Origin of the sequence: Lysinibacillus sp. NPDC056959, from assembly GCF_042674095.1 — a bacterium.
Classification (GTDB): domain Bacteria; phylum Bacillota; class Bacilli; order Bacillales_A; family Planococcaceae; genus Lysinibacillus; species Lysinibacillus zambalensis.
Genome location: NZ_JBHURE010000025.1, coordinates 38,814 through 53,854, shown reverse-complemented (window position 1 = coordinate 53,854; position 15,041 = coordinate 38,814). Strand labels below are relative to the sequence as shown.

The window sequence follows — 15,041 nt, the reverse complement described above, 5'->3', positions numbered from 1 at the left end:
GAATAAATTCTCCTCCCTCGATTAAACAAGTTCATCGTAAATATTTTATTAAGCTAAGTTCAATAGAAATTTACATTTCACCCTAATTATATCGGCAGAATAACATCCGCTTTAACTATAATTTCTATTTAAAATAGAAAATTAAAGGTTTTTGATTAATTCAGTAGCGAATTCTGAACATTTTACTTCTTTTGCGCCGTCCATTAAACGAGCAAAGTCGTAAGTTACAACTTTAGAAGAGATTGTTTTCTCTACAGATTTAGTAACCATGTCAGCTGCTTCTTGCCATCCTAAGTGTTCAAGCATTAATACACCTGAAAGTAATACTGAAGATGGGTTTACTTTATCTTGACCAGCATATTTTGGAGCTGTACCGTGAGTAGCTTCGAAGATCGCGTGACCAGTTACATAGTTAATGTTTGCGCCTGGAGCGATACCGATACCACCAACTTGAGCAGCTAATGCGTCAGAAATATAGTCACCGTTTAAGTTCATTGTAGCAACTACGTCGAACTCATTTGGACGAGTTAAGATTTGTTGTAAGAAGATATCAGCGATAGAATCTTTAACTAAGATTTTACCAGCTGCTAAAGCGTCAGCTTGTGCTTTGTTCGCTGCTTCTTCACCTTGTTCAGCTTTAATAGCATCATATTGGTTCCAAGTGAATGTTTGATCAGCAAATTCTTTTTCAGCTAATTCATAACCCCATTTTTTGAATCCACCTTCAGTGAATTTCATGATGTTACCTTTGTGTACTAAAGTAACAGATGGGCGTTTATGAGTAATAGCATATTCGATAGCAGAACGTACTAAACGCTCAGTACCTTCTTTAGATACAGGTTTTACACCGATACCAGAAGTTTCTGGGAAGCGGATTTGGTTAACACCAAATTCAGATTGTAGGAAGTTGATGATTTTTTGTGCTTGTTCAGAACCAGATTCGAATTCGATACCAGCATAGATGTCTTCTGTGTTTTCGCGGAAGATAACCATATCAACGTCTTCTGGACGTTTAACTGGAGAAGGTACTCCATCAAAGTGACGTACTGGACGTAAGCATACATATAGGTCAAGCTGTTGACGTAATGCTACGTTTAGAGAGCGGATACCACCACCAATTGGAGTAGTAAGAGGACCTTTGATTGCGATTAGGTATTCGTTAATTTTGTCTAAAGTTTCTTGTGGTAACCATTCACCAGTTTGGTTGAATGCTTTTTCACCAGCTAAAACTTCTAACCATTCGATTTTCTTTTCGCCGTTGTAAGCTTTTTCTACTGCTGCGTCGATTACGCGTGATGCTGCAGCCCAAATATCTGGACCGATTCCGTCACCTTCGATGAAAGGAATCACTGGATTGTTTGGTACATTAAGTACGCCATTTTCAACTACAATTTTGTTTGACATTGATGTTGCCTCCTAAATTCATAATCATAGGACTGTGTTATCAGTAACACAGTCCCAAATATTCTAGCATATTTTCCGAATTAGCGCTCGCTGATTGGAACATATTTTTGCATGCCTGGTCCAACATACTCTGCACGTGGACGGATTAGGCGGTTGTTAGCATATTGCTCAAGAATATGAGCTACCCAACCAGAAGTACGTGATACTGCGAAAATTGGTGTGAATAGGTCATGATCAATACCTAAAGAATCATACACTGACGCAGAGAAGAAGTCTACGTTTGCAGGTAATTTCTTTTGTTCTACGATCATGTCATGGATTTTAACTGACATTTCATAAAGCTCTGGTTTACCAGTTAGCTCAGTTAATTTTTGTGACATTACACGTAAGTGTGGTGCACGTGGGTCGCCTTTGCGGTATACGCGGTGACCGAAGCCCATGATTTTTTCTTTGTTATCTAATTTATTTTGAATATAAGATTCAACGTTTTCAAGTGAGCCGATTTCAGATAACATTTTCATAACTTGCTCATTTGCACCACCATGAAGTGGTCCTTTTAAAGCACCGATAGCTGCAGTTACACCAGAATAAACATCAGATAATGTAGCTACACATACACGTGCTGTGAATGTAGATGCATTTAATTCGTGATCAGCATGTAATACTAATGCTTTGTCGAATGCTTCAACTTCGATTGCTGCTGGTTCTTCACCTTTAAGCATGTATAAGAAGTTTGCAGCATATCCTAATTCTGGTTTTGGAGCAACTGGCTCTAAACCTTTACGAACACGCGCAAATGCAGTAACTACTGTTGCAATTTTAGCTTGTAAACGGATAGCTTTACGATAGTTAGCTTCTGTATCCATAACATCCGCTTCTTCATCGAATACACCAAGTAAAGATACTGCAGTACGTAGTGCAGCCATTGGATGTACAGTTGAAAGTGGGTATGTTTTGAATTGGTCTACAATTGCTTGCGGAATAGACATGTTGTCTGCCAATTGTTGTTTTAATTCAGCTAGCTCGTCTGCTTTTGGTAAACGAGTATGCCATAATAAATAAATTACCTCTTCGAATGACGCGTTCACTGCTAAATCATCAATGTTGTAACCAACATATGTAAGTGTGTCATCGATAATTGAACTGATTTTAGATTCCGCTGCTACGATACCTTCTAAACCTTTAGTTGCTGACATAAATTATCGCTCCCTCATATTTATATTTTTTAGTTGTAAATGCAGTTATTAGGTCGCATTTACGTTTTTTGCTCATATGAACCATTAAGTAAATCGCTTACAATTGCTATTATAATCATTTTTGACAGCTTTGTGAATGAAAAACCTCCGAATAAAGAAAAAGGTGCACGAGCGATTATATATACGCCTGAAAGAGATTCTTTTTTGTATTTTGACATTAATTTATCAATTGAAACGGGGTGAATTTGTAAAAATGAGGAATATTAAATATTTTTCATACGAAAGAACTATAAGTGTTTTGTTTTTTATATTCTACTTAACAATATTGTGGTTCGTATTACCTGTATCTCTCGCGATTTTTTTGTCTTTTTCTACGTATCCTATCATAAAATTCCTTCATTCTTATTGTAGGATTGCCTATTGGCTAGCAGCTATTATCGTGGAAGCACTTATTCTAACTTGCATTTTCCTTCTCGTTATCATTTCTATAAACAGCATTATTCTTATCTTCCCTGAAATTCGAGATACACTACAAAATTTCCCACTTTTCAACGAATATGAATCAATGTTTATCCAAGTTTTAAAGGAAAAATCGCTTTCAATTTTCGATTCAATCTTTTTATACATGGCTAATATTTTCCAACTATTAATGAAACATGTAATTGAAGTATTTATATTCCTTGTCGCTTACTATTTTGCCCTATTGGAAACTCGCAAATCCCGATATTGGTTTTTTCAATATGTGCCAAAAAAATTTCGCAATGAGTGGCAGTCGCATTTTTCTAAAATGATGCAGCTATTTCATTACTTTTTGTATGTGGAGTTTCAGTTGTTCACAATTACTCTACTCATCCTATGTGGGGGCTTCATGATTCTTCAATTTGAACAAGCCATCATCAAAGCTTTTATAGTTGCATTTGCAGATGTACTTCCGTTCTTTGGGATTGGCGTATTTCTTGTACCCATGAGCATTTACTTTTACTTAAAAGGCAATACCTTTTTATGTGTAGCTATTTTACTTTTATATCTCTTCGTTCAATTAACAAGGCAGCTAGCTGATTCCATGCTTTGGTCAAACACATTACAATTACGGACTTTCCACACCTTTTTCATCAGTGCTGCCTCTATTTTATTATTTGGTTTTTACGGCATTTTACTTAGCCCCGTATTTTTATTTTTGGCTGTTAAACTAAAGGAAAATGCTATTTTTGAACGATGATAAATTGACCCTTTTTCATTTTTTTCCGCATCCAATAATAAAAGATTGGTTGGAACATTTTGCGAGAAAAAGGCAGTAACAATAATAAACCAACAAGATCTGTTATAAAACCTGGTAATACTAGAAGTACACCACCACTGAAATTTAAAACGGTGTTAACTAATGCTGGCCCTGGAGCCTCTCCTCGTGCTATCGTATTTTTAACCTTTTGCACAGAATTCATACCTTTATTTTTCACTACATAAATACCTATAATGCTCGTAGCGACTATAAGCAGTAATGTAATTAAAATACCAATATTTTGACCAACTACTATTAATAACGCCAACTCGGCTAATGCATAGACAATGAAACCAAGAAAAATTTTTCTCATATTTTTCTCCTTTCTAGCTGAAAACACTATACCTTATATACGTTATTATAGCCCATTAAGTTTCATAAAAAAACAAAGGTACTATTTAAAGACAAGCCGAAGCTACTCTTTTTATAGTTAAAACTAAGCAAAATTAGCTCACAAAATGCTATTTTCTTCTTTAATATAAGAAAAGCTCCAGTACAACTATGTTGCACTAGAGCTTTTTATTATAGATTCAATTTTGTCTCGGCATCATTTTGCGTTCACAATCGACCGGAGATTTAATTTCTTTCGGGGACAACCACTGAAAGAAATTAAAGAACACTTGCATGCCCTTTGTAAATAACTCCCGTTTCAGCATCCATTGTAATTTCTTGACCGTGACGAATCAGTGTAGTAGCTTCTTTTACTCCAACGATAACAGGGATGCCAAGGCTTAGTCCTACAACTGCTGCATGACTTGTAAGCCCGCCCTCTTCCGTAATCAGACCGATACAATTTTCAAGTGCTGGCATCATGTCACGATCTGAACCAACCGTTACTATAATGCATCCGTCTGTATCATAAGCTAGTGCCTCTGCTGCATTTTTAGCAACAACTGTTTTACCTACTACTGAAGCTTTACCGATTCCTTGACCACGAGCTAATAAATCTCCGATGATGTGTACCTTCATTAAGTTAGTAGTACCTGCTTCACCTACTGGTACACCTGCTGTAATAACAACTGCATCACCATGCGTTACAAAGCCATGTTTCAAGCTTTCATCAACAGCTAGCTCTAAAATTTCATCTGTTGTCGTAACACGTTGGCAAACAACTGGGAATACCCCCCAAACTAGTGTTAATGCGTGAGCTGTATTGGTAGAACCCGTTACCGCGACAATTTGTACACCTGGGCGATATTTTGCAATCATTCTAGCTGTATTACCACTTTCTGTTGGTGCAAGTACGGCCTTTACACCTAAGTTAATCGAAGTGTAAGCTACTGCCTGAGAAATTGCCTCCGTCATATTTGCTTCTTTTTCACGACTACGAGTAGAGACGATTGCCTTATAGTCTAATGAATTTTCTGTACGCTGTGCGATTTTATTCATTGTTTGTACAGACTCTACTGGATATAGTCCTGCTGCAGTTTCACCAGAAAGCATAATTGCATCTGTACCATCGATAATTGCGTTTGCTACGTCACTAGCCTCTGCTCTTGTTGGACGTGGATTACGTTGCATCGAATCTAGCATTTGTGTAGCTGTAATAACTGGTTTACCTACTTGATTACATTTTAAAATTAATTTCTTTTGTACAAGCGGTACTTCTTCTGCCGGGATTTCTACACCAAGATCACCACGCGCTACCATTAATCCATCTGAGACTAAGATGATTTCATCGATATTATCGACACCCTCTTGATTCTCGATTTTCGGGATAATTTGAATGTGGTTACCGCCATTTTGTTCAAGTAATTCTCGAATTTCAAGTACATCCTTTGCTCGACGAACGAACGAGGCTGCAATAAAATCAACACCTTGCTTAATACCGAATAAAATGTCCTGTGCATCTTTTTCTGTAATTCCAGGAAGTTGTACAGAAACGCCCGGCACGTTAACACCCTTTTTATTTTTTAAAACACCTGCATTTTCAACAATCGTATGAATAAGACCTTTTTCCATATCTTTTGCTAATACACGTAGTTGAATAAGTCCATCATCTAATAAAATAATGGCGTTTTGCTCAACATCCTCGATTAAACGTTCGTACGTTACAGAGAAGCTAGTTTCTGTTCCTTCAACTTCCGTCATTGAAATATCAATAACTTGCCCAGCTGCTAAATGCAATTCTCCGTTTTTCATATTATGCGTACGAATTTCAGGACCTTTTGTGTCCAGCAAAATTCCAACTGGTTTCCCTAATTTTTGTGCTACTTCGCGAATTAAATTAATGCGTACTTCGTGTTCTTCATGAGAACCATGCGAAAAGTTTAAGCGTGCTACATTCATACCTGCTTCAATTAGTTTCTCTAAAACTTCTGGTGACTCACTTGCTGGACCAATTGTACATACGATTTTTGTTTTTCTCATTTTCTGCCCACTCCGTTTTTATATCAAATTATATGGATAGTTCTTTCATTAAAGTATATAAGCTTACATCTGCCTCATGATTTTTTTCGAAAGCCTCAGGCATATCATAGTCAATCACTTGATGATTACGGATACCTACCGCCCTGCCAGACTTTCCTTCCATTAGCAATTCAACTGCATGTGCACCGAATTGACTCGCTAGAACACGGTCACGCGCAGTAGGTGAACCACCGCGTTGGATATGTCCAAGAACAGAAACACGTGTCTCTTTTCCTGTTTTTTCATATAATAGCTTTGCCAACTCACTACCTGACATAACGCCTTCAGCGACAATAATAATGCTATGCTTTTTTCCACGCGCTGCACCACGGTCTAAGCGTGCCACAATATCATCCAAATTATAATCTTCTTCTGGAATTAAAACTGTTTCAGCACCGGCTGCAAGACCTGCCCATAAAGCAATGTCTCCTGCATCTCGCCCCATTACCTCAACGATAAAGGAATTTTCATGAGAAGTTGCTGTATCGCGGATTTTATCAATGGATTCCACGACCGTATTTAGCGCAGTATCAAATCCTATCGTATACTCGGTTCCTGGTACGTCATTATCAATAGTTCCTGGAACGCCCACAACAGGAAAGCCTTTTTTCACTAAATCCATAGCTCCACGGTATGAACCGTCTCCGCCAATCACGACTAGTCCTTCAATGCCAGCTTCACGCATATTGTCTATACCTCGTTGCTGAACAGCGGCTTCTTTAAATTCAGGACATCTTGCTGAATTTAAATGTGTACCACCGCGTTGAATAATACCACCTACTGAACCTAAATCAAGATTTTCCATACTTCCTTTTATTAAGCCATCATAGCCGTGCTTAATTCCGACAACATCAATTCCATGATATGCTGCCTTACGAACGACCGCACGAATAGCTGCATTCATTCCTGGTGCATCTCCACCACTTGTTAATACGGCAATTTTTTTCATTGTCGAACCTCCTGCAGATACTATTATTATTCACATTAACATGAAAAAACAAACTATGTAAGTGTTCTGAGGCTACAAAAACATAACTTTTACATAAAAAATAAAAAGAATGCGCTTTCACACACTCTTTCTATTCAAAAATATCCTAAATTTAACATTTTATAAAGTGTTTGGTAATTTATTTTGCACCATTTATTCTTCCATCATTAGGTTATTTTTTTTTAAAAGAAACAACTTTTAACTCTTTACGAGCAAATTTATATGTCCAAAAACCTAAAAATGGATTTAAGCTTCTGTATATTGTCCAATCTTTCTGAATTTCTCATAACGGTCTTCAATTAATTGTTCGCCATTTAAAGAATTCAATGTTTTTAGTGTGTCGCTTAAACATTCTTTTAGATAAAGTGCTTGCTTTGCTACATTGCGATGAGCTCCACCTGTTATTTCAGGGATAATTCCATCAATAACGTTAAGCTCTTTTAAGTCAGGTGCTGTTATACGCATTGCTTCTGCCGCTTGCTTTGCAAGGCTACCATCACGCCATAAAATCGACGCTGCCCCTTCTGGCGAGATTACAGAGTACGTTGAGTTTTCTAGCATAAAGACACGATTTGCCACACCTAATGCAAGGGCACCACCGCTTCCGCCTTCCCCAATAACGATTGAAATAATTGGTACTGTTAAGCCCGCCATTTCGACGAGATTTCTGGCAATCGCTTCACTTTGACCACGTTCCTCCGCTGCCTTACCGGGATAAGCACCTTTCGTATCAATAAAACAAATAATTGGTCGTTTAAATTTCTCCGCCTGCTTCATTAAACGCAATGCCTTACGATATCCTTCAGGGTGTGGCATACCAAAATTCCGACGAATGTTTTCTTTCGTTGATTTTCCTCGTTGGTGTCCAACAATTGTTACTGGCTGTCCTTCAAAAAGAGCAATCCCTCCAAGAATAGCCGCATCATCACCAAACGTACGATCTCCATGTAACTCAATAAAGTTTTCACACATAGCTTCTATATATTGTAAAGTTGTTGGTCGTTCTGGATGTCTAGCAACCTGTACACGATCCCATGGCTTCATATTTGCATAAATAGATTGTTCTAGCTGTGTTAGACGTGTTTCAAGCTTTTCAATTTCGCCTGTCATATCTACATCTGCCTCGGTAGCAATCGTTTTTAATTCATCAATTTTTTCACGTAATTGTACTACTGGTTCTTCAAAAGCTAAATTTTTAGACATGTTGCACGCCTCCTTTTGTATGCATTTTTACAAGCAACGCTACTTGGTTTCGTAAATCTTTTCGATGGAAGATTGCATCAAGCTGCCCATGTGCTAATAAAAATTCTGCTGTTTGGAAATCATTTGGTAGTTTTTCTCTTACTGTTTCTTCGATTACTCGACGACCAGCAAAGCCAATCAATGCTTGTGGCTCCGCAATATTAATATCTCCAACAGAGGCAAAGCTTGCAGAAACGCCACCTGTTGTAGGATGAGTTAGTATTGAAATAAACAATAGTCCATGATCACTATGACGTTTTAATGCCACACTCGTTTTCGCCATTTGCATTAATGATAGTACGCCTTCTTGCATGCGCGCCCCACCACTTGCAGTAAAGATAATAAACGGTACTCGTAATTCCGTAGCTTTTTCTACGGCACTTGTGATTTTTTCTCCAACGACTGAACCCATTGAACCCATACGGAAATGAGAATCCATAATTGCTACAACAATTTCTTCTCCATCAAGGGTACCCACACCTGTCAGTACGGCTTCGTTTAATCCCGTTTTTTGTTGGTCCGCTGAAATTTTTTCAACATAAGCTGGGAAATTAAGCGGATTACTTGTTTGTAAATGATCGTCCATTGAAACAAATGAACCTTCATCTAAAAAACATGCTACGCGCTCCTGTGCAGTCATTTTGAAATGATGGTCACATTTTGTGCATACTTTGTTATTTTTTTCTAATTCTTTCGTTAATTGAATGTGACGGCATTCTGGACATTTTGTCATAAGTCCTTCTGGAAATCCCTTTTCTTGTCCGTCTTCTTTCTTTTTACTAAATATGCTGCGAATTGCCATGTTTGACTCCCCCTTTGTTGTCTAATTACTTCGTAAAGTCTTCATCCACTGCTCGTAAGCTTTTAATGCTTCTTTTTCATAGCCAAGCTGCATCGATTTCAACATAGTTTGAATGATTAATTTTTCTTCTTCTGTTGAGTTTCGATTTAAACGGTCACCATCATAAGCTGCTAACTGAAACCAGACTTTTAGTGAAAGACGATTTCCCGCCGTGATGATTATTTCTCGTAATACATCTCGACAATTAATCGTATCCTCTATCTCTAGCTTTACAAAAAAACTGTCCCACACCGGTAGTGTTCGCAGAGTCCCTGTACAACTTATTACGCGAATGGCTTCCTTTTCATGAATTTGTCGTGTTAATTCGACATCCTTTTTCGATTTTTCATCTTCTAATATAAACATCGACAGTATTTCTACGAGCTGATGCTTATGTGTGGCAGCTAGGAACGTACCTCCCCCATGTTTCGTTTCAATAAGACCTAACAATTCTAAGCTTCGCAATGCCTCTCTCACAGAGGATCGCCCGACACCTAGACGCTCTGAAAGGACTCGTTCAGAAGGTAGTTTTTCTCCAGCCTGTATTTCTTCCATTTTAATAAGTTGTCGTAATTGATGGACGATATCCAAAAACACTTTCTTTTGTTCGGTTTTTTTATCCATACGATCAACTCCTCTTATCAATTCCGCCTTGGCGTAATTGTATCTGTCGCTACATAAACACACCGAAAGTGGTCTGGCCACTTTTGAACATTGACTCTAGCTTACAAAATAACTGTTAAAAAGTAAAGAAAAAACTGCATAAAAAATTTATGCAGTTTCTAATATTTTCTTCAATTTCATATTCTTTTCGTCGCTTGCGCATGTTTTACTTTCACTTGAGGTTTACCAAAGCGTCTTTCAAGTGTCCCCTCAATGTAAAGCAATTCATCTTCAAGTAACAGCTCTTGAACAAGATGAAAAACCTGAGGGAATAAGGTTACAGATACTGTTCCAAACTCATCTTGAAGCTGAACAAAGGCCATTTGCTCACCTTTTTTTGTGCGTATTTTTTTTACTTCTTCTATCATGCCAATCATTTTGACATACGTTCCGTCACGCGCTTGTTTTAACTCTCTGCACGTACTATTTACTTCATTCCAAAAAGCTCTTTCCTCTGTAACCGGATGGGCTGATATATAAAATCCAAGACTTTCCTTTTCGTGTAGCAATTTTTCCTTTTGTGGCATCGCTTCCGCTTCCATATACTTTGGCTTACCAAAGCTAAAGGTAGTAGTCGATTCAATATCAATATCCTCAGTTGGTCTTAGCAGTTCTGCATGCTTCAAAGCTGCCTCCAATGTCGCTATCAGTACTGCACGATCTTTATCTAAATAATCGAGAGCCCCTGCAAAAATTAAAGACTCCATTACTTTTGGTTTAAAATGCTGTGCGCTTAATGCAACTGCCATGTCAAAAATATTATCCAATGCTTCTGGCTTCGCCTGGCGTAAGGCATATACTTTTTCTATAAATGTATAGGGAACACCCTTTATTCCAGATAAGCTGTAGCGAATTCCATCCTTCTCAACAGTAAAGAATTTTGTACTTTGTTTTAATGATGGCGGGTAAAACAAAATTCCTTTCTCTTTTGCCTCATTCTCAAGTTGCAGAATTTTTTCCACATTTCCTGTTGCATTTGATAATAACGCAGAATAAAAACTTTGCGGGAAATGTGCCTTTAAATAGGCCATTTGGTAGGAAATAACGCTATATGCGACAGCATGGCTTTTAGGGAAACCGTAGTCTGCAAAGCGTACAATTAATGCATACACTTCTTCTGCCACATGGACGTCAAAGCCTTGCTTCATTGCTCCATCTACAAATGCGGTACGTTGCTCTTCTAATACTTGACGATTTTTCTTACTTACCGCTCGACGCAATAAATCCGCTTGTCCCATCGTAAATCCAGCCATCACCGAGGCAATTTGCATGATTTGTTCTTGATAAACTATGACACCAAATGTCTCTCGTAAAATGGGCTCTAATGCCGGATGAGGCATAGTAACCGATTCCCTTCCCGCTTTCCGTCTAGCATACATCGGAATAAAATCCATTGGACCAGGACGATACAAAGCATTGACTGCTACTATATCTAAAAAATGGGTTGGTTGAATATCACGTAAAGCTTGCTTCATACCTTCCGATTCTAATTGGAAAATCCCTAATGTATCTCCCATTTGAAGAAGTTGAAATGTTTTTTCATCTTGCATCGGTATAAGCTCAAACTCTATCCAAGGACCACCAGCTTTATAAATTGACCAACGCACTTGCTCTAAAATTGTCAGGTTGCGCAATCCTAAAAAATCCATTTTGACAAGTCCACAAGCTTCTACATCTCCCATCGGCCATTGCGTACAATAAATTCCATCATGCCCTTCTTCAATCGGTATCGTATTAACTAATGGTGAAGGTGACAGCACAATTCCTGCCGCATGGGTGGAAGAATTTCTTGGCACCCCTTCAAGTTTTAACGCCACCTCTAACCAGCGACGATGTTTTTCATCCTCAGCTAACCAGCCTTGTAAGCCTTGTGATTCGGCCACTGCTTTTTGCAATGTTATTCCTGGTTTATTTGGAATCATTTTCGAGATTTTCTCTAGCGTTTCAGCGTCAAAACCAAAAACACGCGCCACATCTCTAGCTACTGCCTTTGCAGATAAAGTGCCAAACGTAATAATTTGCGCCACATTTGCCTTGCCATATTTCTGAGCGACATAATGGATTACTTTTTGTCTTTTACTGTCGACAAAGTCGATATCGATATCCGGCAGTGTAACACGTTCCGGGTTTAAAAATCGTTCGAATAATAATCCGTAAACTAATGGATCTACTTGCGTAATAGATAAGCTATAAGCTACAAGAGAACTTGCTGATGAACCACGACCAGGGCCTGTTAAAATACGATTTTCTTTAGCAAAGTGCATAAAGTCTGCAACAATTAAAAAATAATCTGCAAAGCCCATTGAACAAATAATCTCAAGCTCGTATTGAAGTCGCTCCTGATAAACTTTAGGAATCTCTGCTTGCTTTAATCGTTCTGCCAATCCTGCAAAAGTCTCTTTTACAAGCAAGCTTTCGGCTGTTTCACCTGTAGGAACAGGAAACTTAGGCATTTGTACGTGCATTTCAGGAATTTCCGCCGTACAGCTCGCTAGCATCGTTGCACTAGATGCAAGCCATTCTGGATGATCAGCAAACCAGCTTCGCCATTCCTCTTCTGTCGGAGCGAAATATCCTTGTAAATGAGCTGATCGCATTGTGTCTGTAAGCTTTTCACCTGAATCTATCGCTCTTGCAACCTCAAAGGCGAAATGATCTTCTGGTCGTAAAAAATAACAGCTTTGGGAGGCAACTAGCGTTATATTCATAGTTTCACACCACGTCACAAACGTTTCTTCTTTTTCGGCTTTCATTCCTGCTGGTCTTGCTATCCCCATAAATAAATGATTGCCAAATACCTTGTTTAAAGCACTTGCTACTTCTGTCCAATCCTCAGTTTCTACTAAATCATCCGAAGAAAGTAATGCCACACAGCCCGCCGCATATCCTTCAAGCCATTTCCACGGAAGCGTATTATCCTCTCTTATCGAAACTGCACTACTAATCTTTAAAAGGTGCTGGTAGCCTTCTTGCGTCTGAGCATATAGCACAAGTGGAACTTTTCTATCTTGCCACTGTACGTTTATCGAGAGCCCTAATACAGCATGAATATTCGCTTGCTGCAATGCTTTACAAAAAGGCAAAAGCCCGTACAACTTTGAATTGACGATTGCACAGGCCTGAGTATTTTGCTCTTGTAAAAAAGGGATCAATTGTTCAAGCCGAATCGTACTTTGCAATAAATCCGCACTCGTATGCATTTTCGTATATACATGTGTCAAATGAATCCCTTCCTTTCTAGGTATTTAAAAATGTTAATTTCAAAGCTTTATTATTATGGCAGAAGCACACTCTACAAATCATTACCAAATATTGTATGTTAATAATAAGTGGTTGATTTCCGTTCCGGCCGGCGCTTTCCTAGGGGCGTCCGATAAGCCGCTTGGGCCAACAGATGTTTTTTGCGCGAAAGCGTAGTGCTAACGTAGCGACAGCAGAGGGTTTTGGTTTTGTTTGTGCGAAAGCGCAGCGACAGCAACAGCATGATGTTGGTCACGAAGGCGTGATGTGATGTTTTTAGCCTTCGTTCCTCAATATCGCTGATCCCCAAGGAGTCGCCCAGCCTCCACTCCAATCAACTAACTTATATATGGCATACATTTAACAAATGTCATCCACAAAATTTAGCGATTGAGCTCAATTTTCATGTTTATTGATATGATTTACAAATTTCCTGTAATCTCGTTATAACACGCTCTGCTTCTTCCCATGAATAGGCTGTAGCTCCTGAAGCGAGCGGATGTCCACCACCATTAAATTCCTTCGCCAAAGTGTTAATAATAGGGCCTTTTGAGCGTAAACGCACACGAATTTGATCGACCTCTTCAATGAAGACCACCCATGCACAAATACCTTTCACACTTCCAAGACAGCCAACTAACAGGGACGCCTCTGACGGTACAACATTGAATTCTGCTAGCAATTCCTTTGTCAGCTTGATATGTGCTGCTCCGTACTCATCCATTTTGAAATTTTGATAAATATAGCCCTGTAAATTTAATAGCTTTTGCTCCATTTCATACATTCCATCGAAAATTTGATTTCGATCAAAATCATATGCAATAAGCTCCCCTGCAATTTTAAACGTTTTTGCGGTCGTGCTAGGGAATTGGAAACGTCCTGTATCTCCTACAATACCAGCAAATAATAATCTTGCGGAGGCATCTGGTAGAATCCAGTCGGCTACTTGTTTTCCTTCCTCAAAAAGCTCATAAATCATTTCACTACAAGAACTCGCATTCGTATCTACCCATAGTAAATCACCATACGAATCGTCATTTGGATGATGGTCTATTTTAATAATCATTTTACCTTTTATATAGCGTTGATCGTCCACACGTTCTGTATTTGCCGTATCTGTCACAATAACTAAGGCATTATCGTATTTTTCATCTGTAATGTCATCGGGATTTGCTAAAAATGATAATGATTCATCATGCTCACCTACAGCAAAAACTTTCTTTTCCGGATAATTTGCTAAAATAAGCTCTTTTAAGCCTTGCTGAGATCCATAAGCGTCTGGATCTGGTCGTACATGGCGATGAATAATGATTGTTTCATATGAAGCAATTGTGTCGATGATTTGTCTTTTCAAATTTATTTCCCCCAACTTGATAGTAATAACCGTTAGCATTTTTCTTCAATAATCGTTACAATAATGACTAGTTATGCTAGGAGGTTTACTATGCTCAATTTAATATTTGTGTTTACAATAATCATATCATTTGTGTTTTATTTTTATTTTAAAACAAAACAGTTTCGTTCTGCATTACCGATTGCTAAAAATTGGTATAAGAGTAAAGCCAATGTAAGTTTCGGTGCATTTATTCTTTTGTTTGGTTTTAACCAAGCATATTTATTCCCAGGGTTATTTACATTTATTATTGTAGCAATTCTTGTCGTTTTAGGCATCTTTGTTATTGTCGAAAATACTAAAAAGGTTCGTCACTACGGTCAATTTGTTGAAGAAGAGTACCGTATTAACCAATGAATAATCAATTATACCTCGGCATAATTGCG

At 38.2% G+C, this 15,041-nt stretch carries 12 protein-coding genes; 2 read left to right on the top strand and 10 right to left on the bottom strand.

Annotation, left to right across the window (positions count from 1 at the left end; all coding sequences use genetic code 11):
- Positions 1–141: 141 nt before the first annotated feature.
- Entirely contained in the window at positions 142–1,404 is a 1,263-nt protein-coding gene (gene icd / locus ACFTQ7_RS20845; RefSeq protein ID WP_386830771.1) for an NADP-dependent isocitrate dehydrogenase, read from the bottom strand.
- Positions 1,405–1,484: 80 nt separating this feature from the next.
- Positions 1,485–2,600 (bottom strand): citrate synthase, encoded by a 1,116-nt coding sequence (gene citZ / locus ACFTQ7_RS20840; RefSeq protein WP_386830769.1) that lies wholly within the window; start codon positions 2,598–2,600, stop codon positions 1,485–1,487.
- Between the two features lie 253 nt (positions 2,601–2,853).
- Here citZ and ACFTQ7_RS20835 point away from each other — a divergent pair, with 253 nt between their 5' ends.
- A complete protein-coding gene (locus ACFTQ7_RS20835; protein WP_386830767.1) occupies positions 2,854–3,819 on the top strand; it encodes an AI-2E family transporter in 966 nt (321 codons plus the stop codon).
- Here the strand turns inward: ACFTQ7_RS20835 and ACFTQ7_RS20830 are convergent.
- The 8 genes from ACFTQ7_RS20830 to ACFTQ7_RS20795 all read right to left on the bottom strand — a co-directional run bounded on the left by ACFTQ7_RS20830 (position 3,803) and on the right by ACFTQ7_RS20795 (position 14,616).
- Entirely contained in the window at positions 3,803–4,192 is a 390-nt protein-coding gene (locus ACFTQ7_RS20830; RefSeq protein WP_386830765.1) for an FxsA family protein, read from the bottom strand. The two genes, ACFTQ7_RS20835 and ACFTQ7_RS20830, sit on opposite strands and share 17 nt — an antisense overlap.
- Positions 4,193–4,488: 296 nt before the next feature.
- On the bottom strand, positions 4,489–6,249 hold the full coding sequence (pyk, locus tag ACFTQ7_RS20825) for a pyruvate kinase (RefSeq protein WP_386830763.1): 1,761 nt from the start codon (positions 6,247–6,249) through the stop codon (positions 4,489–4,491).
- 28 nt (positions 6,250–6,277) lie between these two features.
- A complete protein-coding gene (pfkA, locus tag ACFTQ7_RS20820; protein WP_349659212.1) occupies positions 6,278–7,237 on the bottom strand; it encodes a 6-phosphofructokinase in 960 nt (319 codons plus the stop codon).
- Between the two features lie 285 nt (positions 7,238–7,522).
- Positions 7,523–8,479, bottom strand: a complete 957-nt coding sequence (locus ACFTQ7_RS20815; protein WP_386830760.1) for an acetyl-CoA carboxylase carboxyltransferase subunit alpha — start codon at positions 8,477–8,479, stop codon at positions 7,523–7,525.
- Positions 8,472–9,320 (bottom strand): acetyl-CoA carboxylase, carboxyltransferase subunit beta, encoded by an 849-nt coding sequence (gene accD, locus ACFTQ7_RS20810; protein WP_349659210.1) that lies wholly within the window; start codon positions 9,318–9,320, stop codon positions 8,472–8,474. The genes ACFTQ7_RS20815 and accD overlap by 8 nt, the downstream gene beginning before the upstream one ends.
- Before the next feature lie 21 nt (positions 9,321–9,341).
- The gene (locus ACFTQ7_RS20805) at positions 9,342–9,983 is read right to left on the bottom strand and encodes a FadR/GntR family transcriptional regulator (RefSeq protein WP_386830758.1); all 642 of its coding nucleotides are present in this window, start codon (positions 9,981–9,983) and stop codon (positions 9,342–9,344) included.
- Positions 9,984–10,159: 176 nt separating this feature from the next.
- Positions 10,160–13,243 (bottom strand): DNA polymerase III subunit alpha, encoded by a 3,084-nt coding sequence (dnaE, locus tag ACFTQ7_RS20800; protein WP_386830756.1) that lies wholly within the window; start codon positions 13,241–13,243, stop codon positions 10,160–10,162.
- Between the two features lie 428 nt (positions 13,244–13,671).
- Positions 13,672–14,616: a DHH family phosphoesterase gene (locus tag ACFTQ7_RS20795; protein WP_386830754.1), complete on the bottom strand. Its 945-nt coding sequence runs from the start codon at positions 14,614–14,616 to the stop codon at positions 13,672–13,674.
- 90 nt (positions 14,617–14,706) lie between these two features.
- Here ACFTQ7_RS20795 and ACFTQ7_RS20790 point away from each other — a divergent pair, with 90 nt between their 5' ends.
- Positions 14,707–15,012: a YtpI family protein gene (locus tag ACFTQ7_RS20790; protein ID WP_386830752.1), complete on the top strand. Its 306-nt coding sequence runs from the start codon at positions 14,707–14,709 to the stop codon at positions 15,010–15,012.
- Positions 15,013–15,041 lie beyond the last annotated feature (29 nt).

What these genes read in the sequence shown, in the direction of transcription:
- icd (WP_386830771.1), bottom strand. Translation starts at nt 1,404, where the DNA reads ATGTCAAACAAAATTGTAGTTGAAAATGGCGTACTTAATGTACCAAAC.
- citZ (WP_386830769.1), bottom strand. Translation starts at nt 2,600, where the DNA reads ATGTCAGCAACTAAAGGTTTAGAAGGTATCGTAGCAGCGGAATCTAAA.
- ACFTQ7_RS20835 (WP_386830767.1), top strand. Translation starts at nt 2,854, where the DNA reads ATGAGGAATATTAAATATTTTTCATACGAAAGAACTATAAGTGTTTTG.
- ACFTQ7_RS20830 (WP_386830765.1), bottom strand. Translation starts at nt 4,192, where the DNA reads ATGAGAAAAATTTTTCTTGGTTTCATTGTCTATGCATTAGCCGAGTTG.
- pyk (WP_386830763.1), bottom strand. Translation starts at nt 6,249, where the DNA reads ATGAGAAAAACAAAAATCGTATGTACAATTGGTCCAGCAAGTGAGTCA.
- pfkA (WP_349659212.1), bottom strand. Translation starts at nt 7,237, where the DNA reads ATGAAAAAAATTGCCGTATTAACAAGTGGTGGAGATGCACCAGGAATG.
- ACFTQ7_RS20815 (WP_386830760.1), bottom strand. Translation starts at nt 8,479, where the DNA reads ATGTCTAAAAATTTAGCTTTTGAAGAACCAGTAGTACAATTACGTGAA.
- accD (WP_349659210.1), bottom strand. Translation starts at nt 9,320, where the DNA reads ATGGCAATTCGCAGCATATTTAGTAAAAAGAAAGAAGACGGACAAGAA.
- ACFTQ7_RS20805 (WP_386830758.1), bottom strand. Translation starts at nt 9,983, where the DNA reads ATGGATAAAAAAACCGAACAAAAGAAAGTGTTTTTGGATATCGTCCAT.
- ACFTQ7_RS20790 (WP_386830752.1), top strand. Translation starts at nt 14,707, where the DNA reads ATGCTCAATTTAATATTTGTGTTTACAATAATCATATCATTTGTGTTT.